Raw genomic sequence first — 22148 nt, 5'->3', positions numbered from 1 at the left:
TGTTTATCCCCGTTTCTGTGGTTGGTCAAGACTCTGATAGGTATGTGCGATGCGATTGAAGCCCTGGGCCGCGGTCGCCGCGGCCGTACCCCTCGCGGCGGGATGCGTCGCCGGCCCCGCGGCGGGCCCCGCCCGCGCGTCGAGCGGCACCTCGCAGAGCTCGTCGGCCGAGAGCCCGCCCGCCCGGGCCACGGCGTCACGTACGGCGCGGCCGCCCAAGGTCCCGCCGGGCACGACCGCGTCCTGGCTGGTGTTCGACCGGCAGCGCGGCAAGTTCGTCGCGACCCGGCACGCGCACCGCAAGTACCGCTCCGCCTCGGTCATCAAGATCCTGATCGCGATCGACTTCCTGGAGTCGCGCAGGACCGTCTCCGCGGCCGACGCCAGGCTGCTGAAGATCATGCTGAGAGAGAGCGACGACGACGCCGCCTCCACGTTCTGGGACCGGGGCGGCAAGGGCGCCATCGTCACCCGCATGGCGCGCAAACTCCGGCTGCCGGACACCACGCCGCCGCCCGCGTCCAAGCCCGGCTTCTGGGGTTACGCCACGCTGAGCGCGCACGACGTCGTGCGGACCTACCGCTACCTGCTCGACACCGCCTCGCCCCGGGTGCGTGACACGATCCTGGGCCACCTGCGCGCGGCGACGCCGTGCGGCAGCGACGGCTTCGACCAGACCTTCGGCATCCCCGACGGGGTGCCCGGCCGCAAGGCGGTCAAGCAGGGCTGGTCCGGCTTCGGGCTGACGCCGCCGGTCAGGTGTGACGCCAGGACGCAGAGCGCGTCGATCTCCCTGGTCGCCTCGCGCGCCGCCGACGCGCGCGTGCCCGACTACGGCCGGCCGGTGCTCTACACGACCGGGCTCGTGGGCAAGGACGAGAGGTACGTGATGGCGGTGCTGACGGCGCACCCGGCGGGCAGCGCGTGGCGGGGCTCGGTGAACCGGATCACGAAGCTCACCGCGGGGCTCTATCGCAGCGTCACCTGAACGGCTGAAGGGCGGCCCCGTCGCGCTAGCCGACGTAGGCCGCGTACACCTTCTTCGGCACCACCATCCGCCACGCCTCCAGCACCAGCTCGCGCATCTCGTCCGGGTCGAGGACGGCCAGGCGCGCGACGACCCAGTTGAAGCGCAGATCGGACTCGGGGGGCAGGAGGAACTTGTCGGGCTCCGCGGCGACCAGCGCGGCCCGCTCCTCCTTCGGGAAGGCGAACCCCATCAGCGTCTCGTCGCGCGAGAACGCGACGTAGACGATGGAGCCCACGCGGAACTTGATCCGGTCTCTGATCAGGTGCTCCGATGACCGCGGGAAAGTCGCCGCGAGCCGCCGCACGTCCTCGACTGTGACCACGTGGTCAACGTTAGCGGTTGCCCTCCGCCGCGGAGATGTCGGCGAGCGCCGAGTCCGGGTCGCGCTCCATCGCGAGGTCGCCGATGCTGAGGATGCCGACCGCGCGGCCGTCCTCGAGCACCGGGAGGCGGCGTACGTGGTGCTGGCGCATGAGCTGGACGGCCTGGTCGATGCTGGTCTCCGGGCAGACGGCCTCGACGCCTGGCGAACACGCCTCGCGCACGGGCGTGTCGGGGCCCTTGTCGTCGGCGACGCACCTGATCGTGATGTCGCGGTCGGTCACGATGCCGGCCATCCGGCCGTGGTCGTTGACGATGATCGCGCCGGTGTCGTTGTCGCGCATGAGCGCGGCGGCGACGCTGACCGGCTGGTCGCCGTCGACGGTCGCGGGGTGGCTGGTCATCACGTCTGCCACGGTTCTGGCCATGGTGTGTCTGCCCATGGTGTGTCTCCTCGATGGATTGCTTCCGGAGGAGCACCATCTACCCGATTTGCCGTCGCTCACGTGCTGGGTGGGTTGTTTGTCGGAATTTGCCCTGTGGTGAGGGACTGCTCGTACGCGGCCAGCACCTGCTTGCGGCGTTTGGCCGGGAGGCGGTCGATGTAGAGGTGGCCGTCGAGGTGGTCGGTCTCGTGCTGGAGGCAGCGCGCGAGCATGCCGGTGCCCTCGACCGTGACGGGCCGGCCCTCGGCGTCGGAGCCGTGCACCGTGGCCCGGTCGGACCGGGGGAGCGGGGCGTACTGGCCGGGGACCGACAGGCAGCCCTCCTCGCCCGCGTCGAGACGCCGCTCGCCGACGCCCGGCAGCTTCAGCGCGGGGTTGACGACGACGCCCCGGTGGCGGACGCCGTCGTCGTCCGGGCAGTCGTAGACGAACACCCGCAGGGGCACGCCGATCTGGTTGGCGGCCAGCCCCACGCCGTCGGCCGCGTACATGCTCGCGAACATGTCGTCGACCAGCGCCCGCAGCGCGTCGTCGAACCGGGTGACCGGCTCGCACGGCGCGTGCAGCACCGGGTCGCCCACGCGCACGATCGGCCGGACCTCTCCCATGGCGACCGCCCTTCCGTAGTCGTCCGGAACAGTGTACGGTCGAGCGCCATATATCCATATAATGAGACATATTCTCTCGTATGGCGAGATGAATGGTAGCGTGCCGGACATCAGGCGAGACGAGGGAGTTCCGATGAACGCCGTCTACACCCACGGCCACCACGAGTCCGTGCTGCGCTCCCACCGGTGGCGCACCGCCGGCAACTCGGCCGCCTACCTCCTGCCCCACCTCCGGCCCGAGGCGGTCCTGCTCGACGTCGGCAGCGGCCCCGGCACCATCACCGCCGACCTGGCCGCCAGGGTGGCCAGTGTGACCGCGACCGAGGTGAGCGAGGAGGCGCTGGAGCTGGCCAGGGCCGAGGCGGCGGCCAGAGGCGCGGGCAACGTCGGCTTCGCCGTCGCCGACGTGCACGCGCTGCCCTTCCCCGGCGGGTCGTACGACGTCGTGCACGCCCACCAGGTGCTCCAGCACGTCGGCGACCCCGTGCAGGCGTTGCGCGAGATGCGGCGGGTGGCGCGGCCCGGCGGCGTCGTGGCCGCCCGCGACAGCGACTACGCGGCCTTCGCGTGGTATCCGCGCGTGCCCGCGCTCGACACCTGGATGGAGCTCTACCAGAAGGTGGCGCGCGGCAACGGCGGCGAGCCGGACGCCGGCCGGAGGCTGCTGTCATGGGCCCGCGCCGCCGGGTTCACCGACGTCACCGCCACCTCGTCCACCTGGTGCTTCGCCACCCCGGAAGACCGCGCCTGGTGGGGCGGCATGTGGGCCGACCGGATCCTGCGCTCCGCGATGGCCGAGCAGGCCCTGGCCACCGGCGCCGCCACCGCGGAGGACCTGCGGCGCGTCTCCGACGGCTGGCGCGCATGGGCCGGGTCGGACGACGGCTGGATGTCGATCCTGCACGGCGAGATCATCTGCCGCGCCTGACGACCGGCGGTCAGAGCCCGAGCGTGCGCGCCCGCTGCCACTGGGGGTCGCGGAACAGCACCACGTCGGTGCCGTCGATCAGCTCGTCCGGCGCCGACACCATGGTGATCTCGCCCGCCGCCTGCATCTCCAGCAGCAGGTCGCGCACCCGCGGCCCCACCGGCAGGCGGCCCGGCGGCAGCCCGAACCCGTCGCGCACCGCGTCGGCGACCTCCGACAGGCGGAACGGCCCGTCGAAGGCGTCCACCACCGAGCGCACCACCACGGGCGTGACCAGCCGCTCCGCCTCGGCGTGCGCGAGCTGCCAGTTGATCTGCTCGCGCCGCCGCCCGGTGCCGGCGCAGGAGGTGCAGGGACGCGTCAGGCCGGGCGCGGGCTCCTCCTCGGCCGAACCCAGGCAGACCGAGCACTGGTGGTGCTCGGCGGCGTGCACCTCGGCCGCCATCCGCCCGCCCAGCTGGGCCCCGCAGTCGCAGCCGTAGGTGTCGCCGAGGATCGTCCCGGTCAGGCGGGTGATCGTATGCTTCGTCATCGTCGCCGACTCTACCCCCGGCCCCTCACCCGCGGGCCGCGGCGAGGCCGTGCAGGCGGCGCAGCGCCTTGCGGGCGGCGGCGGCCACCCCGGCGTCCGGGTGGTAGTCGATGAACACCCGCAGCACGGGCTCGGTGGCCGGGTGGTCGCAGAGCGCCAGCAGCGTGATCGTGCTCGCCTGCTCGTCCGTCTCCATGCCGGCCGCCACCGACTCGACCACCTCGGACGGCTCGCCGCCGAACTCCAGCAGCGCCGCCGCCATGTCCACCAGCACCCAGCCGATCTCCTCGGTGGCCGGCTGCCGGTCGTCGCGGCTCAGCCGGGCGGCGATCACCGCGCCCACCTTGGGCTCGATCACCAGGTCGTCCAGCGCCCGGCGGCCCTCGTCGCCCAGCTGGAAGCCGAGCAGCTCGATGCCGATCGCCCGGCTGAGCGGGCTCACCGCAGGCAGCACGCCCGCGATCTCCCTGGCCGCCCCCGCCGCGTCACGGCGGGCCAGCCAGCCGGCCAGCTCCTCGTCGCGGTCCGCCTCCGGGTACGAGCGCAGGCCCAGCAGCAGCCCCGCCCCGTCGCGCTCCGCGAGCGAGCCCATGACGGGCACCTCCTGCCCGGTCAGCTCCCCGATCAGCCTCCGGCCCATCCACAGCCCGACCGGCGTCGCCTCGTACGGGTTCGCGCCCTTCACCAGGCCGAAGGCCACCAGCTCCGCGGGAGGGTCGCCGACGGCGGGCTCGCGCGCCACGAACAGGCGCACCACCTCCAGCAGCAGGCCCTCGTCGAGCCGGTCCCTGCACACCTCGCCCCAGGCCTCCAGCACGTCCTCCTGGCCGTCGAGGAACTCGGCCGCCAGCGGCGCCGCGCGCACGGCGGCGACGAGCTCGTCCTGAGGCGGCAGACGGACGGGCGGCTGGAGCGGGAAAACGTCTTCGTAGGCGGGCATTCCCCTATCCTGTCGGACCTTTCTGACAAGTGCGATATGGTCCCCCTACCCCGTAAGACCGGACGAAAGGAGGCGCTGAGATGTCCCGCTCCTTCCGGACGCTCACCGCGTCCGACCCCGCTCTTCGGAGGATTCGTGCTTTTCCGTCCCACGGCCGCGCCTGATCTCGGCCGCCTGCTCGACTGCGCCGTCGACGAGCCCGTCAGCTGGGCCCATCCTGAACGGCTGCGCTCCTTCCTCGCCGACGGCCACTACCACCACGACCGGATCTGGGTGGCCGAACAGAACGGCGAGATCCTCGCCCGCGCCGTCTGGTGGGGCTTCCCCGGCGCCGGGCCGCTCGCGCTCGACTGCCTCCACACCCATCCTTCGGTCACCGACCGCGTCGCGCTCGCGGCCGAGCTGCTGCGCCACGCCCATGACGCGTTCGGCGCACGTCCCGCCTACCACGTGTTCCTGCCGGTCGGCTGGCGCGGCAACGACGCCGTCACCGCCGCCGTCGACTGGCGGCAGGAGGCCTGCCGCCGCGCCGGCCTGACCGACGAGCTGGAACGGCTCCGGTACGCGTGGACGCCGGACCGGCCGCTGCCGGAGGCGTCCGGCAGGCTGGTCTTCCGGGAGGAGCCCGACGACGAGGCGTTCGTCGCCGCCTTCGCGGCCGCGTCGGCCGGCAGCCTCGACCACCACACCCGGCAGGCGCTGCTCGTCAAGGACGCCGAGGCCCAGGCCAGGGAGGACCTGGCCGACTACCTGGCGATGCCGGGTGACCGGTCGTGGTGGCGGCTGGCCCACACCCGCTCCGGCGAGCTCGCCGGGTTCGCGCTGCCGTCCGCCAACGCCTCCGGGCCGGTGGTCGGCTACCTGGGCGTGCTGCCCGAGCACCGCGGCCACGGCTACGCCGGCGACCTGCTCGCCGAGATCACCCGCAGCCACGCCGGGCGCGGCGCGGACCGGGTCGTCGCCGACACCGACACGGGCAACGCGCCGATGGCGCGGGCGTTCGAGCGGGCCGGGTACGAGCTGTTCGCCGTCAGGCTCGTGCTCTCCGCGAACCCGTGAACGCGTGATGCGCGCGGGCCGCCCGCTCCGGCACGGTTGAGCCATGTGGCACATCGATGATCTCGACCTGGACGCGTACCTCGACCGGATCGGCCACGGCGGCCCGCGCACCCCGTCCGCCGCGACGCTGCGCGCGGTCCACCGCGCGCACGTCACCGCCATCCCGTTCGAGAACCTGGACGTGGTGCTCGGCAGGGGCATCCCGCTCGACCCGAAGTCCCTGCAGGACAAGATGGTGACCGGGGGCCGCGGCGGCTACTGCCACGAGCACAACCTGCTGTTCGCGGCCGCCCTGGAACGCCTCGGCTTCCCGGTGACGCGGCTGCTGGCCCGCATCCGGCTCGGCGGCCGCTCCCACCTGCCGCGCTCGCACGCCATGCTGCTGGTGACCGCGGACGGGCGGCGGTGGCTGGCCGACGTGGGGTTCGGCGGCGACGGGCTGGTGGAGCCGATGCCGTTCGCCGAGGAGGCGACCGCCTCGGCGGGCCCCTGGCGGTGGCGCCTGACCCGGGACGGCGACCTCTGGATCCTGCACGCGGGGGAGGAGCAGCTGTACGGGTTCCGCACGGACGAACCCCACTACCCGAGCGACTTCGAGGTCGCCAACCACTACGTGGCCACCCACCCCCGCTCCCCGTTCCTCTCCCACGTGCTGGCCCAGCGCACGGCGATCGGCGAGCGCGTACGGATCGAGCACCTGGGGGCGCGGACGGCGGAGGGCCTGCGGGACGGCCTGCGCGACCGCATCGGCATCACGATCTCCGAAGCGGACGCCGCGTCGCTGCTGCCCTTGATCTACCCCGAGGGCCGTCCAGACTGAGGCCTTCGCCCGGCATCCCTTCGCTGTCCGAGCACGGGCCATAGAGGTTTCCGGCCTGGGCAAGGGGACGCCCCCGCCGCGTCTGGGCGCGGGTCAGAGAGGCCTCTGGCGCGGGGCCGCCTTCGCTGTCGGGGCACGGGTCAGCGAGGTTTCCGGCCGGGGCGCGGGCCCGGAGCCGCCTTCGCTGTCCGGGCGCGGGTCAGCGAGGCCTCAGGCCGGGCGCGGGCCCCGCCGGGCTGGGCGTGGGTCAGGTGAGGCCCTCGCTGATCAGGGCGTGCCGGGCCAGCTCGACCCGGCTGCTGACGCCCAGCTTGGCGAAGGCGTGCCGGAGGTGGCTGTCGACGGTGTGCGGGGACACGAACAGCTCGGCGGCCACCTCCCGGTTCGTCAACCCCCGGGCGACCAGCCGCGCCACCCTCAGTTCGGACGGGGTCAGCGCGGCCCACCCGGTCGGCGGGCGCCCGGCGGCGTCCCTCCTGACGCCGCACGCCGCGTACACCTCCAGCGCCTCGTCCCTTCGCCCGGCCTCCTCCAGCGCCGCGGCCAGCCCCAGCGGTCGCGGCGCCGCCCGGTACAGCTCGACGGCCTCGGCCAGCCGCCCCTCCGCGTGCGCGGCCGCCGCCCGTAACGACATCACCTCCGGGTTGCGCGCGGCCAGCGCCCGGATGCCCGCCACCACCCCGGGCTCCCCACGCAGCCGCGCCGCCGCCCACGGCTCCTGCAACAACAGGTACGTGAGCGCACTCCCCTCCTCACCCAGCCACCCCAGCCCCGGCGCGTCACGGCCCCGACCCAGACCATCCGACGTCCCAAGGGCCCGCCGATCGCGGTGGGCCAGTGTTCCCCGGGCTGCCTGATCGCGGTCGGTTGGTGTTCCTCGGGCTGCCTGATCGCGGTTGAGCGGTGATTCGGGGGTGGGCTGTTCGCGGTCGGTTGGTGTTCCGTGGGTGGGTTGATCGGGGTGAGTCGGTGTTCCGTGAGTGGGTTGATCGCGGTGGGTCGGCGTTCCGCCAGCCCGCTGATCGCGGTCGGCCGACTCCTCGCCTCTCCTTATCCGCCTGCCCGTCGTCCCGTGCCCGTAGAGCGACCGTTCGAAGAGTGCCGTACGGAAGCGCAGTTCGTCGTGGACCAGGCCGGGGCCGCTTCCCGCCAGCTCGGCCCCCTGGCGGAAGTGGCGGCGGGCGGCCTCCGAGTCGCCGCGCAGCGCAGCCACGTGGCCGAGCACCGCCAGCAGCGCCGGTGCGAGGGCCATCGCCGACAGCTCGGCGGTGACCCGCAGCCCGGCCTCCGCCTCCGCCTCCGCGTCGTCCAACCGGCCCCACGCCAGCAGCAGATCCGCCCTGAACCGGTGACGCAACGGCAGCGACCAGGCCGTGCCCGCCGCGCCCGACTCCCGCGCGACCGCCGCGTACACCGCGTCCGCCTCCTCGAACCGGTCCAGCACGGTCAGGGCCGCGCCCAGCCAGAGCCGTGGATGCCTGTGCGCCACCTCACCCCCGGCCGCGTCCGCGATCCGTACCGCCCGCTCGGCATGCTCCAGCGCCACCCGAGGCTCGCCCCGGAACAGCGCCACGGTCGAACGCGCCTGCAACGCCACCACCTGCCCGAACGGCTCCCCACTGGCCACCGCTCCCGCCGCCGCCGCGTCGGCCTCGTCGATCCGTCCGGTCATCATCAGCGCGTGCGCCCGTACCGCGAGCAGCCGCGCCCGCGCCTCCACCGGCACCCCGGCCCGCGCCAGCGCCCGCCCCGTCCGCTCCACCACACCCGCGTCGTCGCCGGCATGCTTGAGCGCCTCCGCCAGCCCGAGACAGATCGCCGCCTCCTCCCCAGCACTCAGCCGCCCGCCCAGCGCATCCGCCGATGCCGTCGTCGTCCTCGCGCCCGGTTCTTCGGGTGTGTCCAGCCGTCCGGCTTCCGTGTGCCCGCTCGGGGCGTCCAACGGTGCCGTCGCCGTCCTCGCGCCAGGCTCTTCGGGTGTGTCCAGCCGTCCGGCTTCCGTCTGCCCGCTCGGGGCGTCCAACGGTGCCGTCGCCGTCCTCGCGCCCGGCTCTTCGGGTGTGTCCAGCCGTCCGGCTTCCGTCTGCCCGCTCGGAGCGTCCGCCGATGCCGTCGCCGTTCTCGTGCTCGGCTCTCTGGGTGCGTGCCGCCGGGGGGTGGGGCCGTCCATCGGGTCGTTCTCATCACCTGGGAGAGCCGGGGTATCAGGAGACCAGGGACGGGCGTACGGTCTCGTGGAGCAGTCGTCGGCGAGGGTGCGGGCATCGGCGAGGCGGCCCGCCGAGGCGAGGAGGCGTACGGCGTCCGCGACCAACGCCGGATCCCAGCTGTCCGAGAGGTCGAGGGCTCGCGTCATCAGGTCGGCGGCGGCCGACGGGGCGGTGGCCCTGAGGCCGGCCGCCGCCGCACGCAGCTCCGCCACGGCCGCGGCGTCACCCCGGCGGGCGCCGTGCCGCAGGTGCTCGGCCAGCTCCGCCGGGGGCCTGCCCTCGGCCCTGAGCACGGCGGCCGCCTCCCGGTGCCACGCGCTCCTGACCGCCTCCGGCAGCCCTCCGTACACCGCCTCCCTGATCAGGTCGTGCCGGAACGCGAGCCGCCCGCCCTCGTCCACCAGCACCCCGGCCCTGACCGCCTCCTCCACCGCCGCGACCGCCCCGGCCACCGGCGTGCCGAGCACCCCCGCCGCCTCGTGCACCGAGAACGGCCGCCGCAGCACCGCCGCGACCTCCAGCAGCCGCCGCGTCCCCGCCGCGAGCGGCAGCAGCCGCCGCTCCACCGCCTCAGGGAAGCCGCCGTCCATCCTGACCCGGCCGTCCTCACGCGCCGCCGACAGCGCCTCCTCCAGCAGGAACGGATTGCCGCCGCTCGCCCGTACCAGCTCCAGAACCGGTCGCGACGGCGGCGATCCCAGCAGGTGACCGCTCAGCTCCGCCGCCTCCTCCTGGCTGAGCGGCGGCAGCGGCACCCGCACCGCCTCCAGCCGGTCCAGCGACTCCTGCTCGGGCAGCGGCCGCCGGGCCAGCAGCCACACCACCGGCGACCCGCCCGGCACCAGCCGGCGCAGCGCCAGCAGGCTCAGCTCGTCGGCCCACTGCACGTCGTCCAGCACCACGAGCAACGGCCCGGCGAACCGCTCCAGCGCCTCCCCGATCATCTCCACCCGATCCACGGGATAGCCGATGGAGTCCGAATCGGCGGCCCGCCGGACGTCGTCGTGGGTGATCGTGAGGGGATGGGGCTGGTCGAGGGGGTGGCCGGTGGGGTCCGTCTCGGCGGCCTGCCGGACATCGGCGCCACCGGTGACGTCGATCAGCACGACTCCGGCCAGTGCCGAGCGCAGTGTCGACAAGGGGGCCACCCGGTCCAGCTCGGTGGCACGACCGGCGGCCACCGTCAGGCCGCGTGCGCGGCCGAGGCGGGCGGCCTCCGCGAGCAGCCGGGTCTTGCCGATCCCCGCGGGGCCCTCCACCAGCACGCATCCCGCACCCGCGGCCAGCACGCCGCTGATCGCCGCGAGCGCCTCCCGCCTGCCGACGAACGTCATGGCACCGATTCTGCGCTACCCCAGGCGGATCCGGACCACGAGGTCGTGCAGGGCGGCGTGCGCGGAGGCGGTGCCGGGCAGCGCCGAGCCGTCCCCGGCCCGCTCCAGCTCCGCGGTCATCCTCGCCACGTCCGCGGCGGCCGAGGCGATCACGGGCGCGGCGCCGTGCTCGGCCTCCCGCTTGGCGGCCACCAGCTCGGGCAGGTACGCGGGTCCGTACTCATACAGCTGCGTCAGGTCGGCCCGCAGCTCGCCCGACCGCATCAGGTGGATCCCGGTGGCCAGCACCCGGAACGTGTACAGCAGCGGCTTCAGCTCGCCCGTCTTCCCGAACAGCCGCCACTGCGTCCGCGCGAACCCCAGGTAGTGGTGGGCGTGATGGCGCGTCAGGCACGCGGGCGCCAGCGCCACCAGCTCCTCGTGCACCGGCGACGACGCCACCACCAGCGGCGACAGGAGCTGCTCCAGCACGTAGCCGTTGCGGCTCAGCAGCAACCGGCAGAACTTGGCCAGGTCGTGGGTCACCAGGTCCACCTCGACGCCGTCCCGCGTCCACGTCGCGTCGAGCGTCTCCGGCCCGGTGACCAGCCCGACGACCTCCCGGGCGGGCAGCACGTGCACGCCGCGCAGGTCCACGTCCGAGTCCGCCGACGGGAAACCGTACAGATGGGCCCCGCTCACGGTGGCGAATACCAGCGGGTACGGCTGCTCACCCGGGATCTCCGGCAACCAGGCGGGCAGGTTCACAGGTTCTGTCTCCGCACGCCGATCAGGAACTCCTCGACCGCGTCCCGGTCCGGCCGCTCCGGCAGCACCGAGTCGGCCGCCGCCAGCTCGGCGACCAGCCGCGCGCGCCAGGCGTCCACCTCCGCCCACGGCACCTCGCCCCGCTTGACCGCCAGCAGGCGCTCGCGGTCGTCGCCCATCCGGACGCGCGGCTCGCCGTGCCGGACCAGATGGAGGCCGCTCAGCAGCAGCCTGATCATGTGCATGGCCTGCTTCCACTTCGGCGCCTCCGGGTCCAGCCGGCGGAACTGCGCGTCCGCGTACCCGGCGAACGTCTCCTGGGCGCGGTCCGACAGGAACGCGCGGCGCAGGTCGAGCAGCCGCCGCCCGGCGGGCGTGACCAGCTCGACCATCGGCGACCACAGGCACTCCAGCACCGTCGGGTTCGCCTGCAGCGCCAGCACGCAGAACCGCTCGACCTCCCACGAGAACTGCTCGGGCAGCGGCCCGTCGCGGTGCGTCGGCGGCTTGTCCAGCCGCCAGAACGCCTCGGTCGGCGCCGCGAACACGCCACGCCGGTCGATGTCGGACGCCTCGGTCTCCAGCCCGTACGCGCGCGAACCGGTCACCACGGACAGGATCAGGTCATCGCCCATGAGGATCGACTCCTACCTCCAGTGGTCGGCACCGAGCCCAGCACGAAGCCCGAATCCCCCAATTTAGGGCTTTGTTGCCCGTTCCGGGTTGATGATCGTCGATTGCTGACACAGTCTTGAGTCGTGGGAAGTGCTCCGGAAATGCGTAGCTACGAGTCCGTCTACCGGCAGAGCATCGAGGCGCCGGAGGAGTTCTGGCGCGAGGCGGCGCGGGGCGTCGACTGGGACGTGGAGCCCGAGCGGGCCCACGACGGCGGGCGGTGGTTCCCCGGAGGGCGGCTCAACACCTGCCACAACGCCGTCGACCGGCACGTCGCGGCGGGCCGGGGCGACCAGGACGCGCTGATCTACGACAGCCCCGTCACCGGGTCCGCGCGCCGCTACACCTACCGGGAGTTGCTCGACCTGGTGTCCCGCACCGCGGGGATGCTCCGCGGGCTCGGCGTCGGGGCCGGCGACACCGTGGTGATCTACATGCCCATGGTGCCCGAGGCCGTGGTCGCGATGCTCGCCTGCGCCAGGCTCGGGGCGGTGCACTCGGTGGTGTTCGGCGGGTTCGCGGCCAGCGAGCTGGCCGTCCGCATCGACCACGCCAGGCCCAAGGTGGTGCTGTCGGCGTCGTGCGGGATCGAGCCGTCCCGGCTGGTGGAGTACAAGCCGCTGCTGGACGCCGCGCTGGAGCGGGCGTCGCACCGGCCCGCCCACTGCGTGATCCTGCAGCGCGAGCAGCACCCCGCCGACCTCACCGAGGGCCGCGACCTCGACTGGGAGAGCGCCGTGCGCGACGCGGAACCCGCCGGATGCGTCAGCGTGGCCGCCACCGACCCGCTCTACATCCTCTACACCTCCGGCACCACCGGCGCCCCGAAGGGCGTGGTCCGTGACAACGGCGGCCACGCGGTCGCGCTCCACTGGAGCATGGCCAACGTGTACGGCGCCGCGCCCGGCGAGGTCTACTGGGCCGCCTCCGACGTCGGCTGGGTCGTCGGCCACTCCTACATCGTCTACGCCCCGCTGCTCGCGGGCTGCACGACCGTCCTGTACGAGGGCAAGCCCGTCGGCACGCCCGACCCGGGCGCGTTCTGGCGGGTGGTGTCGACGTACGGGGTGCGTACGCTGTTCACGGCGCCCACCGCGTTCCGCGCGATCAAAAAGGAAGACCCGTCCGGCAGTTTCGCCAAAAAGTGGGATCTGTCCAGCCTGCGCTACCTCTTCCTCGCCGGCGAACGGCTCGACCCCGACACCTACCACTGGGCCTCGGCCCTGCTCGGCATCCCGGTCATCGACCACTGGTGGCAGACCGAGACCGGCTGGCCGATGGCCGCCAACTGCGTCGGCATCGAGGAACTGCCGGTCAAGCCGGGTTCGCCCACCAAGCCCGTACCCGGCTGGGACATGCGCATCCTCGACGACGACGGGAACGAGTGCCCGCCCGGCGTCGAGGGCGCCGTCACGGTCCGGCTGCCGCTGCCCCCCGGCTGCCTGCCGACCCTCTACCGCGACGACGACCGCTTCACCGAGGCCTACCTGTCGCGCTACCCAGGCCACTACCTGACCGGCGACGGCGGCCGCATCGACGAGGACGGCTACCTGTTCGTCATGGGCCGCATCGACGACGTCATCAACGTGGCCGGGCACCGGCTGTCCACCGGGGCCATCGAGGAGGTGCTCGCGGACCACCCGGACGTCGCCGAGTCCGCGGTCATCGGCGTGACCGACGAGCTGAAGGGGCAGCTCCCGGTCGGGCTCGTGGTGCTCAAGGCGGGTGTGGAACGCGACCCCGCCGACGTCGAGCGCGAGCTGACCGCCCTGGTCCGCGAGCGGATCGGTCCCGTCGCGGCCTTCCGCAGGGCCGTCGTCGTGAGCCGGCTGCCGAAGACCCGCTCCGGCAAGATCCTGCGCGGCACCATGCGCGACATCGCCGCCGGGACCCCCTACCGCGTGCCGTCCACCATCGAGGACCCCGCCGCCCTCACGGAGATCACCGACGCGCTCAAGGGCTGAGCATCCGACAACCCTCCAAAGCCGGACCAACGGCGTCATGATGGGAGCTCTCACGCTCTTCGGAGACGCCGATGACGGACATCCTGAGCTACGCGGGCGCGCTGGACATCCTCGGCTGTGAGCGGCCCCGGCTGGCCAAGGCCGTCGAGCGGGCCGCGGCCGTGCCTCCGACCGGCTGGGGCGGCGCCGCCGTGCCCGCCGCGGGCCTGGTGGAGCTGCGCGGCGAGATCGTCCGCTACACCGAGGACACGGTGCGCGGGGTCGCCGCCCGGCGCGGCGGCGACACCCGGTTCGTCAGGACCCGGCGGCTGGCCGCGGCCCACGCCGTGATCGTGGTCTCCGCGTACTTCGAGGCCCTGGGCGAGGAGGCGAGGCCCCCGGTCACCCTGGAGCGACTGGACCACACCCGCCACCCGGAGGCGGCCGAGCGGTACGCCGCCCTCGTCAGGAGCCTGCTCGCCACCGGGCTGCCGACGCCCGAGCCGCATCGCCCGTACGAGGAGACCCGGCAGGCCGTGCGGCTGGTCCACCGGCGGATGTCGGAGGCGCTCCTGTCGTACGCGCGCGGCCTGCCCGTGTGGGGCGAGCTGCCGGCGGGCGACCGGGCCCGGCTGCCGGCGCTGTTCGCCGACGGCCCGGAGGCGCACGCGCTGCGCGTCTACGACGAGGACTACCGGCTGCTCGCCCTGGACCGCCCCGAGTTCGGCAGGTGGAGCCTGGCCGCCGAGCAGCCGCCGCCCGGCGCCGGGCTGTCGCGGGTGGCGCGGCTGCTGGCGGAGCTGGCCCCGCCGCGCACCGGCGACCGGCCCGTCATCCACCTGGTGCGGCTGGCCGCCGGCGCGCTCGACCAGCCGCTGATGGCCGGCCGCGAGCCGCCGGATGACGTGACGCTGCCGCTGCTCGGCGAGGGCTACATCACCCCGCGCTGCCGGGTCGCTGAGCTGGCGGGGACCGCCGCCGAGCCGCCCAGGCCGGCCGCCAGGAGCTGGTGGGCCGGGCAGCGGGCGCTGCCCGACACCGAGGCGTTCCTGGTCGGTCATCTCACCTCGCTGGGCGCCACCCAGGCGCCGCTGGTCGTGCTGGGCGAGCCGGGCGCCGGCAAGTCCACGCTCGTGGAGGTGCTGGCCGCGCGGCTGGCCGGGTCGGAGTTCCTGCCGATCCGGGTGCGGCTGCACGACGTGGTGGCGGAGTCCACCGTGCTGTCCCAGATCGACCAGGGGCTGCGTACCTCGCTCGGCGAGGACGTGCGCTTCGAGGAGCTGGTCGAGGCCGGGCAGGAGGCCCTGCCGGTGGTGCTGCTCGACGGGTTCGACGAGCTGGTCCAGGCCGCCGGCGAGGGCCGCCACGACTACCTGGAGCAGATCCAGGAGTTCCAGGCCAGGCAGTACCGCGTCGGCCGGCCCGTCGCCGTCGTCGTCACCGGCCGCACCGTCGTGGCCGACCGGGTGCGCTTCCCCGACGGCCTGGTCGTGCTGCAGCTGCGCCCGTTCGAGGAAGACCAGGTGCGGCGCTGGCTCGACATCTGGGACCAGGCCAACCGGGCGGTGCTCGCCCGACGTGACCGCGCCCCGCTGTCCGCCGGCGACGCGCTGGCCCACCCCGAGCTCGCCACGCAGCCGCTGCTCCTGCTCCTGCTCGCCCTGCACGACGCCACGGGGGACGGCGTGCGCGGCGCGGGCCCCATCGGCCGCGCCCAGCTGTACGAGGCGCTGATCCGCGGCTTCGCCCGCCGCGAGGTCGCCAGGGACGCCTCCGCCGTCGGGCTGCCGCCGCCCCGGCTGCGCGCCCTCGTCGACCGGGAGCTGGTGCGGCTCGGGGCGGTCGCGCTGTCGATATTCGCCCGCGGCCGGCCGGTCGCCGCGGCGGCCGCGCTCGACGCCGACCTGGCGGCGCTGTGCGGGCCGGGCAGCGGGGCGGACCGGGCCACCAGGCGGTTCTTCTTCGCGCGCCGTACGTCCGCGCACCGTCCGGGGAACGGGACAGACGGCTACGAGTTCGCGCACGCCACGTTCGGCGAGTTCCTCGTCGGCTGGCTGGCCGTGTTCGCGGTGCGCGAGCTGGTCAGGAGACACGACCTGACCGGCGGCGAGCTGGCCGCCGCGCCCGCCCAGGACCTGGACGACGACCTGCTGTACGCGGTCACCTCGTTCTCCTGCCTGGCCGAGCGCGGGCCGATCGTGGGCTTCGCCGTCGAACTGCTCGCCGGGCTGCCCGCGCGGGAGCGCGAGCGGGCCGTGGAACTGCTCGGCGTGCTGCTGCGCGAGTCGCTGTACGAGCGGCGGCGGCGCTCCTTCACCGCGTTCGAGCCGGTGCGGCGGCCGGTCACGCGGCGGCTGGCCGCCTACTCCGCCAACCTCACCCTGCTCATCGTGGCCGCGTCCGCGGCGCCCGTACTGGTGTCGGAGCTGTTCGGCGGCCCCGACCCGCTGGCGCGGTGGACCTCGCACGCCCACCTGTGGCGCAGCCAGCTCGGCGACGGCGGCTGGAGCGGGCTGCTGGCCGCCATGCCCGCGCTGCGGGTCTCCGAGCACGGCGAGCGCGACATCCTGCTCGGCGGGCCGGCCGAACCGCCGGGCGGCGACGGGCTCGGCTGGTGGTTCGGTCACGGCCTCGGGCGGCGCGCCACCGTGCTGCGCCACCGGATCAGGGTGTTCGCCGAGCGCGCGTACCTGCTCAACCCCGACACCGACCTGCTGGCCGACCTGCTCGACGAGGGCGCCGACCCGCCGCTCCTGCTGCGCCCGCGGGGCCGGGTGGCCAGCCTGCCCCGGCTGCTGCGGGACCTGCTGACCGGCGAGCCCCTGAACCCCGACGACCGGCTCGCCCGCTACCTCGACGCGATCACCGCCGCCACCGCCCCCGGCCTGCCGCCCGACGCCCGCCTGCTCGCGCTCATCGCGCACGCGGTCACGATCGACGGCGCCCGGCTGCCGTTCGCGGGCCGCGGCCGCATCGTCAGCGAGCTGCTGCACGCCGGCGCCGACCACGCGCTGCTGCGGCCGCTCGTGGAAGCCATGATCGCCGAACGGTTCGAGAGCTGGGAGAGCCTCGTCGAGGCGGGCATCCCCGAGGACGTGCTCCGCAAGATCCACAGCCCCTGACCGGCTCGCCCGGACTTTGCGGGATAAATGCCGACATAGCTTGATCAAGTACCGCTAGGGTATCCGCCGACCGCTGAACCGCGGTTCCGCGCCGGGATCCGCCCGGCCCGTCCGGGGGAACCTCTGCCATGGCGTCCGTCCTCGCCTTCCGTGTCCCGCCAGGCCGCTCCGCCGTGGCGCGACCGGCCGGCCACCGCCTGTTCGCGGCCGTGCTCGTGCTCGCCGCCGCGCTGCGCGTGCTGGTCATGCTGGGGTACGACACCGCGATGGTGTACTGGTACGACTCGTTCACGTACCTCGACACCGCCGTGCGCATGCGGCCGAACGGGGCCTTCCACCCCGCCGGATACTCCGCCTTCCTGTGGCTGCTGCGGCCCTTCCACAGCGTGGAACTCGTGGCGGGCGTGCAGCACGCGATGGGGCTGGGCGTCGCCGTGCTGATGTACGCGCTGCTGCGCTCGCGCGGGCTGCCCGGCTGGGGCGCCACCCTCGCCACGCTGCCGGTGCTGTTCGACCCGTCGTTCGTCCGGCTGGAGCACGCGATCCTGTCCGACCTGCAGGCGATCTTCCTGGTGATGGCCGCGCTGCTCGTGCTGGGCCGCCGGGAGGAGGTCACCGCGCGGGCGGCGGCCGGGGCCGGCCTGCTGCTCGCCCTGGCCGGGCTCACCCGCACCGCCGCCGTGCCGCTGATCGGCCTGGCCGCGCTCTGGCTCCTGCTCAGGCGGGGCCGGCGCCGGCGGGCGGCCGTCCTGCTGGTGGCCGGCGCGCTGCCGCTGCTCGCCTACGCCGGATGGTACGAACGCCACCACGACCGGTTCGCGCTCAGCGGCTCCGACGGCGTGGCGTTATGGGCCCGCACGATGACGTTCGCCGACTGCTCGGTCATCCAGCCGCCGCCCGCCGAGGCGCGACTCTGCCCGAACGGCACCGTGATGGACGCCGCCTCCGAGTACGTGTGGGCGCCCGGCGCCTCGCTCAACCTGCTGCCCGGCGACCGGTTCGCGTACAACGACCTGGCCAGGTCCTTCGCCCTGCGCGCCATCGCCGCCCAGCCCTTGGACTACCTGCGGCAGATCGCCGGGGACACCGCGCTCGCCTTCACCTGGGAGCCGGTGCCGCACCCCGACCGGATGACGCCGACCTCCACGTTCCCGTACGGGGTCTGGACCGTGCCCGACAACGAGCTGGTGCGCGCGGTCCGCGCCGACTACGACCCGGACATCAGGGGGATGCGGTCGGTGGAGCCGTGGGGATCGGTGCTGGCCGCCTACCCGTACCCGTGGTTCCTGCACGGGACCCTCTTCGGGGTGCTGATGCTGGCCGGGGCCGCCGGGTCCGTCGGGCGGCGGCGGCCCGCGCTGCTGCCGTGGGCGTTCGCCGCGTTCCTCCTGGTGGCGCCGGTCGCCGCGCTCGACTTCGACCACCGGTACGTGCTGCCCGCGATCCCGCCGGCCTGCGTCGCCGCCGCGCTCGCCGTACACGGGATACCGCGACCGCGGTATCGCGCGGCGGGGGACGAGCGCACTACCGTGAACATGTGAGGACGCTCGCCCTGGTCTGCGGCATGGCGGTGGTCGTCCTGTACTCGACCGTCATGGCCTACGACAACCAGCCCGGGGCCACGCCCCTCGACCCGGCCGGCTACGCGCTGCTCGTCACGGCCGTGCTCGCGCTCGCCTGGCTGCCCCGCAGGCCGGAGGTCGCGCTGGCGATCAGCGCCGGGGCGGTCGCCGCCCTGTTCACCCTCGGCTACGCGTACGCGTTCTGGCCCGCTCCGGCGCTGATCTCGGTCTTCGCCACGATCTCGACCGGCCGCCGGGCGGCGGGCTGGGCGGGGGCGGCGTTCCTGGTCGCGGTGCCGGCGGTCGCGGCGGTGCTCCACCCCGGGGTGGACAACGCGGTGGCCGTGGTCATCTGGGCGCTGCTCGTCCTCGTCGCCGCGCAGCCCGCCGAGGTGTCGCGGGCCCGCCGCGCCTACACCCTCGAAGTCGAGCGCCGCGCCGCCGAGGCCGAGCGCGGCCGCGAGGAGGAGGCGCTGCGCCGCGCCCAGGAGGAGCGGCTGCGGGTGGCCAGGGAACTGCACGACGTCACCTCCCACACGGTGTCGGTGATCGCGCTGCACGCCGCCGTCGCGGCCGAGGCCGTCGCCCGCGCGGGCGGGCCGCCGGAAGCCCGCGACGCCCTCCAGGTGATCCGCGACTCCAGCCGGCAGGCGCTGGCCGAGATGAAGGGCGTGCTCGGCGTGCTCCGGCCCCGGCATCCCCTGCCCGGCAGCGCCCAGCTCCCCGCCCTGGCCAGGACCGCCGGGCTGCCGGTCACGCTGGAGACCACCGGCGAGCCCCGGCTGCTGCCGCCCGCCGTGGACCTGGCCGTCTACCGGGTGGTCCAGGAAGCCCTGACCAACACCATCCGTCACGCCGGCGCCACCCGCGCCACGGTGACGCTGGCGTACGAGGAGGCGGGCGTGCGCGTGCGCGTGGACGACGACGGCACCGGCCCGTCCGGCACCCTCGGTCTGGACGCGGGAGGCCATGGGTTGAGGGGGATGGCCGAGCGGGTGGAGGCCGCGGGCGGGAGACTCACCACGGGCGCCGGTCCGGCGGGCGGGTTCCGGGTGGCGGCGTGGATGCCCGCGTGATCACCGTCCTGCTGGCCGACGACCAGCCGCTCGTCCGGGCGGGGCTGCGCGCGCTGCTCGACCCGGAGGACGATCTCACCGTCGTCGGGGAGGCCGCCGACGGGGCCGAGGCGGTGCGCGAGGTGGCCCGGCTCGGGCCTGACGTGGTGCTGATGGACATCCGGATGCCCGGCGTCGACGGGCTGGAGGCGACCCGCCGCATCGTCTCCGGGCGGACCCGCGTCGTCGTGGTGACCACCTTCGACCTGGACGAGTACGTGTACGAGGCGCTCCGATCGGGTGCCAGCGGATTCCTGGTCAAGGACGCGGAACCGGCCGAGATCCGGCACGCGGTCCGGGTGGCCGCCCGGGGCGACGCCCTCCTGTCCCCGGGGGTCACCCGCAGGCTGATCGAGGAGTTCGCCGCCCGGCCCGGCGTGAACGACGACCGGCTCGCCCCCCTCACCGGCCGCGAGCGTGAGGTCCTCGCCCGCGTCGCGCACGGCCGCACGAACGACCAGATCGCCGGCGAGCTGTTCATGAGCCCCGCCACCGTCAAGACGCACGTCAACCGCATGATGACCAAACTCGGCGTCCACGACAGAGCCCAGCTCGTGGTCATCGCCTACGAAACCGGCCTCACCCGCCCCGGCCACCACCCCTGACCACGCAGCGGGTGTGGCGGGGGACGACCCGCACCCACCTCTGATCCTCCGTCATTCGGTGCTGGATGCCGCGGGTGTGGTAGGCGGGGGACCGTGGTGGGGGGACGACCGGCGCGGGGGGCCGTTCCTAGCGTCGGCGGCATGATCCGATTCTGTATCCGCCACCGGCGGCTGGTCCTGCTGGCCTGGCTGGCGCTGGTCGCCGCGCTTGTCGCCGGGGCCGCCTGGAACCCGGCGCCGGTGGCCGGTGAGTTCGCGCTGCCCGGCAGCGAGAGCGGGCGGGCCGCCGAGCTGCTCGGGCCCGCACCCGCCGAACCGCCCGGCACGCTCGTCGTGTCCGCCCCCGCCGGGGTCGAGTCCCCGGCCGCACGCCAAGCCGTGGACGGGCTTGTCGCGAGGATGAACGAGGTCCCGGGGGTCCGTGCCGAGACCTCATACGCACGCATCTCGCCGGACGCGACCGTCGGCACGATCCCGATCGACTACCCGGACGAGACCGCCGCCCGCGAGCTGGCCGAGGTCCGTGACGGCTTCGAGGCCGGGGCCGTCACCGCCGAACTGGCCGGCGACGACTTCGCCGACTTCACCCCCGGCGGCCTGACCGAGGGGGTCGGGCTGGTGGCCGCGGCGGCGATCCTGCTGTACGCGTTCCGGTCACTGCTCGCCTCCGCCCTCCCGATCGCCATCGGGGTCGTCGGCGTCGTCTCCGGCACCAGCCTGCTCGCCCTGCTCGGCCACCTGGTCGCCACGCCCGACTTCGCCGTGTACCTCACGATCATGCTCGGCCTCGGCGTCGGCATCGACTACGCCCTGCTCATCGTCACCCGCTTCCGCACCGGACTGCACGAGGGCCAGGAGGTCGAGACAGCCGCCGGCACGGCCATGCGGACCGCCGGCAGGTCCGTGCTGTTCGCCGGCGTCACCGTCATCGTCACCGGCGCCGGCATCGTGTTCCTCGGCCCCGGGCTCGGCGGCGGCATCGCGGTCGCCGCGGGGTGCGGCGTGCTCATGGTCATGCTCGCCTCCCTCACCCTCCTGCCCGCGCTGCTGACCATGATCGGACACCGGATCGACCGGTTCTCGCTGCCGGCCCGTACCGGCGGGGAGCCGTGGTCGGCGCGGTGGAGCAGGGCCGTGCAGCGCCGGCCGTGGACGGCGGGGCTGCTGGCGACGGCGCTGCTCGCCGGGCTCGCGCTGCCCGCGCTGGACCTGCGCACCGGCTGGTCGGACGCGTCCGACCGGCCCGTCACCGACACCACCAGGCGCGCCCACGACCTGCTGGCCGGCGCGTTCGGGCCGGGCGCCGGGTCGCCGCTCGTGCTCGCCTCCGACCGCCCGCTCGGCGCCGCCGTCGAGCGGGCCCGCGCCACGCCGGGAGTGGCGGGCGTGACGCCGCTGGGGGAGCGGGCCGCGCTCGTCGTGCCCGCCACGGCGCAGCAGGACGAGGCCACCGCCGGCCTGGTGCGCCGGCTCCGCGCCGAGCTGCCGGAGCCCGTCCTGGTGACCGGCTCGACCGCCGCCGCCGTGGACTTCGCCGACCACGCCGCCGACCGGCTGCCGTGGACGGTCGGCGCGGTGCTGCTGGCCTCGCTGGCGCTGCTCATGGCCGTGTTCAGGAGCGTGGCGGTGCCCGTCAAGGCGATCCTGGTCAACCTGCTGTCGATCGGGGCCGCGTACGGGGTGGTCGTCGCCGTCTTCCAGTGGGACGTGCTCGGGCTCGGCACCGGCGGGCCGATCGACGCCTGGGTGCCGATGATGCTGTTCGTGATCACGTTCGGGCTGTCCGTGGACTACGAGGTGTTCCTCGTCTCCCGCATCCGCGAGGAGTACCGGAACGGGCTGGGCAACAGCGCCGCGGTCGCCGCCGGGCTCGCCGGGACCGCCCGGGTGATCACCGCCGCCGCCGCGATCATGTTCTGCGTGTTCGCCGCCTTCGGCGCGTTCGACGACCGGGCGCTGCGCGTCATGGGGGTCGGGCTGGCCGCCGGAGTGCTGGTCGACGCCACGATCGTGCGGATGGTCCTGGTGCCCGCCGCGATGGAGGTGCTCGGTGACCGTAACTGGTGGTTCCCCGGCCTGTCCTTCGCGAGGCTGACACCCGAGCGGGATGTTTCGTAGTATCCGGAACAGAGGAGCGTTGGGGGCGCCGAG

The 22148-nt window shown here is 74.4% G+C and carries 18 protein-coding genes; 10 read left to right on the top strand and 8 right to left on the bottom strand.

Annotated features, from left to right (window positions below; genetic code table 11):
- Positions 1 to 49: 49 nt before the first annotated feature.
- Entirely contained in the window at positions 50 to 988 is a 939-nt protein-coding gene (locus ACIBF7_RS09515; protein ID WP_364235381.1) for a hypothetical protein, read from the top strand.
- A 25-nt stretch (positions 989 to 1013) separates the two neighbouring features.
- Here the strand turns inward: ACIBF7_RS09515 and ACIBF7_RS09510 are convergent, their stop codons facing one another.
- Genes ACIBF7_RS09510 through def form a run of 3 tightly spaced genes read right to left on the bottom strand, consistent with a single transcriptional unit; the run spans position 1014 to position 2405 of the window.
- Positions 1014 to 1352, bottom strand: coding sequence for an MmcQ/YjbR family DNA-binding protein (locus tag ACIBF7_RS09510; protein ID WP_148032030.1), 339 nt, complete (start codon positions 1350 to 1352; stop codon positions 1014 to 1016).
- Between the two features lie 10 nt (positions 1353 to 1362).
- Positions 1363 to 1794 (bottom strand): CBS domain-containing protein, encoded by a 432-nt coding sequence (locus tag ACIBF7_RS09505; RefSeq protein ID WP_397196862.1) that lies wholly within the window; start codon positions 1792 to 1794, stop codon positions 1363 to 1365.
- Positions 1795 to 1853: 59 nt separating this feature from the next.
- A complete protein-coding gene (def, locus tag ACIBF7_RS09500; protein WP_397196861.1) occupies positions 1854 to 2405 on the bottom strand; it encodes a peptide deformylase in 552 nt (183 codons plus the stop codon).
- A gap of 133 nt (positions 2406 to 2538) precedes the next feature.
- Here def and ACIBF7_RS09495 point away from each other — a divergent pair, with 133 nt between their 5' ends.
- A complete protein-coding gene (locus tag ACIBF7_RS09495) occupies positions 2539 to 3333 on the top strand; it encodes a class I SAM-dependent methyltransferase (RefSeq protein ID WP_271280060.1) in 795 nt (264 codons plus the stop codon).
- Positions 3334 to 3343: 10 nt separating this feature from the next.
- On the opposite strand, the gene ACIBF7_RS09490 is transcribed toward ACIBF7_RS09495, so the two are convergent.
- Positions 3344 to 3865: a hypothetical protein gene (locus ACIBF7_RS09490; RefSeq protein WP_397196860.1), complete on the bottom strand. Its 522-nt coding sequence runs from the start codon at positions 3863 to 3865 to the stop codon at positions 3344 to 3346.
- Between the two features lie 25 nt (positions 3866 to 3890).
- Complete coding sequence (locus tag ACIBF7_RS09485) at positions 3891 to 4805, bottom strand: hypothetical protein (RefSeq protein ID WP_219544352.1); 915 nt, start codon at positions 4803 to 4805, stop codon at positions 3891 to 3893.
- Positions 4806 to 4940: 135 nt separating this feature from the next.
- On the opposite strand from ACIBF7_RS09485, the gene ACIBF7_RS09480 reads away from it, so the two are divergent.
- Positions 4941 to 5864 (top strand): GNAT family N-acetyltransferase, encoded by a 924-nt coding sequence (locus tag ACIBF7_RS09480; RefSeq protein ID WP_397196859.1) that lies wholly within the window; start codon positions 4941 to 4943, stop codon positions 5862 to 5864.
- 43 nt (positions 5865 to 5907) lie between these two features.
- Positions 5908 to 6684 carry an arylamine N-acetyltransferase gene (locus ACIBF7_RS09475; RefSeq protein WP_271280058.1) on the top strand — a complete coding sequence of 259 codons (777 nt, stop codon included), beginning with the start codon at positions 5908 to 5910 and terminating at the stop codon, positions 6682 to 6684.
- Between the two features lie 247 nt (positions 6685 to 6931).
- On the opposite strand, the gene ACIBF7_RS09470 is transcribed toward ACIBF7_RS09475, so the two are convergent.
- The 3 genes from ACIBF7_RS09470 to ACIBF7_RS09460 are packed head-to-tail and all read right to left on the bottom strand — an operon-like array spanning position 6932 to position 11610.
- Positions 6932 to 10228: an AAA family ATPase gene (locus ACIBF7_RS09470; protein WP_397196858.1), complete on the bottom strand. Its 3297-nt coding sequence runs from the start codon at positions 10226 to 10228 to the stop codon at positions 6932 to 6934.
- 15 nt (positions 10229 to 10243) lie between these two features.
- Positions 10244 to 10975 carry a DNA polymerase beta superfamily protein gene (locus ACIBF7_RS09465; RefSeq protein WP_148032022.1) on the bottom strand — a complete coding sequence of 244 codons (732 nt, stop codon included), beginning with the start codon at positions 10973 to 10975 and terminating at the stop codon, positions 10244 to 10246.
- Complete coding sequence (locus tag ACIBF7_RS09460) at positions 10972 to 11610, bottom strand: DNA polymerase beta superfamily protein (protein WP_397196857.1); 639 nt, start codon at positions 11608 to 11610, stop codon at positions 10972 to 10974. The genes ACIBF7_RS09465 and ACIBF7_RS09460 overlap by 4 nt, the downstream gene beginning before the upstream one ends.
- Positions 11611 to 11751: 141 nt before the next feature.
- Between ACIBF7_RS09460 and ACIBF7_RS09455 the strand changes: the two genes are divergently transcribed.
- From ACIBF7_RS09455 to ACIBF7_RS09430, 6 genes are all read left to right on the top strand, one after another.
- Entirely contained in the window at positions 11752 to 13614 is a 1863-nt protein-coding gene (locus ACIBF7_RS09455; protein ID WP_271279203.1) for a propionyl-CoA synthetase, read from the top strand.
- Between the two features lie 71 nt (positions 13615 to 13685).
- The gene (locus ACIBF7_RS09450; protein ID WP_397196856.1) at positions 13686 to 16715 is read left to right on the top strand and encodes an NACHT domain-containing protein; all 3030 of its coding nucleotides are present in this window, start codon (positions 13686 to 13688) and stop codon (positions 16713 to 16715) included.
- A gap of 128 nt (positions 16716 to 16843) precedes the next feature.
- Positions 16844 to 18256 carry a hypothetical protein gene (locus ACIBF7_RS09445; RefSeq protein ID WP_397196855.1) on the top strand — a complete coding sequence of 471 codons (1413 nt, stop codon included), beginning with the start codon at positions 16844 to 16846 and terminating at the stop codon, positions 18254 to 18256.
- On the top strand, positions 18253 to 19353 hold the full coding sequence (locus tag ACIBF7_RS09440; protein ID WP_397196854.1) for a sensor histidine kinase: 1101 nt from the start codon (positions 18253 to 18255) through the stop codon (positions 19351 to 19353). Before ACIBF7_RS09445 ends, ACIBF7_RS09440 begins: the two co-directional genes overlap by 4 nt.
- The gene (locus ACIBF7_RS09435; protein ID WP_397197253.1) at positions 19350 to 19997 is read left to right on the top strand and encodes a response regulator; all 648 of its coding nucleotides are present in this window, start codon (positions 19350 to 19352) and stop codon (positions 19995 to 19997) included. Before ACIBF7_RS09440 ends, ACIBF7_RS09435 begins: the two co-directional genes overlap by 4 nt.
- A 141-nt stretch (positions 19998 to 20138) precedes the next feature.
- Positions 20139 to 22115, top strand: coding sequence for an MMPL family transporter (locus ACIBF7_RS09430; protein ID WP_397196853.1), 1977 nt, complete (start codon positions 20139 to 20141; stop codon positions 22113 to 22115).
- The last annotated feature ends 33 nt before the right edge of the window (positions 22116 to 22148 follow it).

The sequence above is a fragment of the Nonomuraea sp. NPDC050478 genome (assembly GCF_044458265.1).
GTDB lineage: Bacteria > Actinomycetota > Actinomycetes > Streptosporangiales > Streptosporangiaceae > Nonomuraea > Nonomuraea ferruginea.
The sequence above is the reverse complement of the archived record's forward strand: the minus strand, read 5'-3'. Positions and strand labels throughout refer to the sequence as shown.

Bases quoted from the DNA above. Each gene is read 5' to 3' on its own strand.
- ACIBF7_RS09475 (WP_271280058.1), top strand. From the start codon at position 5,908: ATGTGGCACATCGATGATCTCGACCTGGACGCGTACCTCGACCGGATC.
- ACIBF7_RS09450 (WP_397196856.1), top strand. From the start codon at position 13,686: ATGACGGACATCCTGAGCTACGCGGGCGCGCTGGACATCCTCGGCTGT.
- ACIBF7_RS09430 (WP_397196853.1), top strand. From the start codon at position 20,139: ATGATCCGATTCTGTATCCGCCACCGGCGGCTGGTCCTGCTGGCCTGG.
- ACIBF7_RS09515 (WP_364235381.1), top strand. From the start codon at position 50: ATGCGATTGAAGCCCTGGGCCGCGGTCGCCGCGGCCGTACCCCTCGCG.
- ACIBF7_RS09445 (WP_397196855.1), top strand. From the start codon at position 16,844: ATGGCGTCCGTCCTCGCCTTCCGTGTCCCGCCAGGCCGCTCCGCCGTG.
- ACIBF7_RS09495 (WP_271280060.1), top strand. From the start codon at position 2,539: ATGAACGCCGTCTACACCCACGGCCACCACGAGTCCGTGCTGCGCTCC.
- ACIBF7_RS09455 (WP_271279203.1), top strand. From the start codon at position 11,752: ATGCGTAGCTACGAGTCCGTCTACCGGCAGAGCATCGAGGCGCCGGAG.
- def (WP_397196861.1), bottom strand. From the start codon at position 2,405: ATGGGAGAGGTCCGGCCGATCGTGCGCGTGGGCGACCCGGTGCTGCAC.
- ACIBF7_RS09470 (WP_397196858.1), bottom strand. From the start codon at position 10,228: ATGACGTTCGTCGGCAGGCGGGAGGCGCTCGCGGCGATCAGCGGCGTG.
- ACIBF7_RS09460 (WP_397196857.1), bottom strand. From the start codon at position 11,610: ATGGGCGATGACCTGATCCTGTCCGTGGTGACCGGTTCGCGCGCGTAC.
- ACIBF7_RS09490 (WP_397196860.1), bottom strand. From the start codon at position 3,865: ATGACGAAGCATACGATCACCCGCCTGACCGGGACGATCCTCGGCGAC.
- ACIBF7_RS09505 (WP_397196862.1), bottom strand. From the start codon at position 1,794: ATGGGCAGACACACCATGGCCAGAACCGTGGCAGACGTGATGACCAGC.
- ACIBF7_RS09485 (WP_219544352.1), bottom strand. From the start codon at position 4,805: ATGCCCGCCTACGAAGACGTTTTCCCGCTCCAGCCGCCCGTCCGTCTG.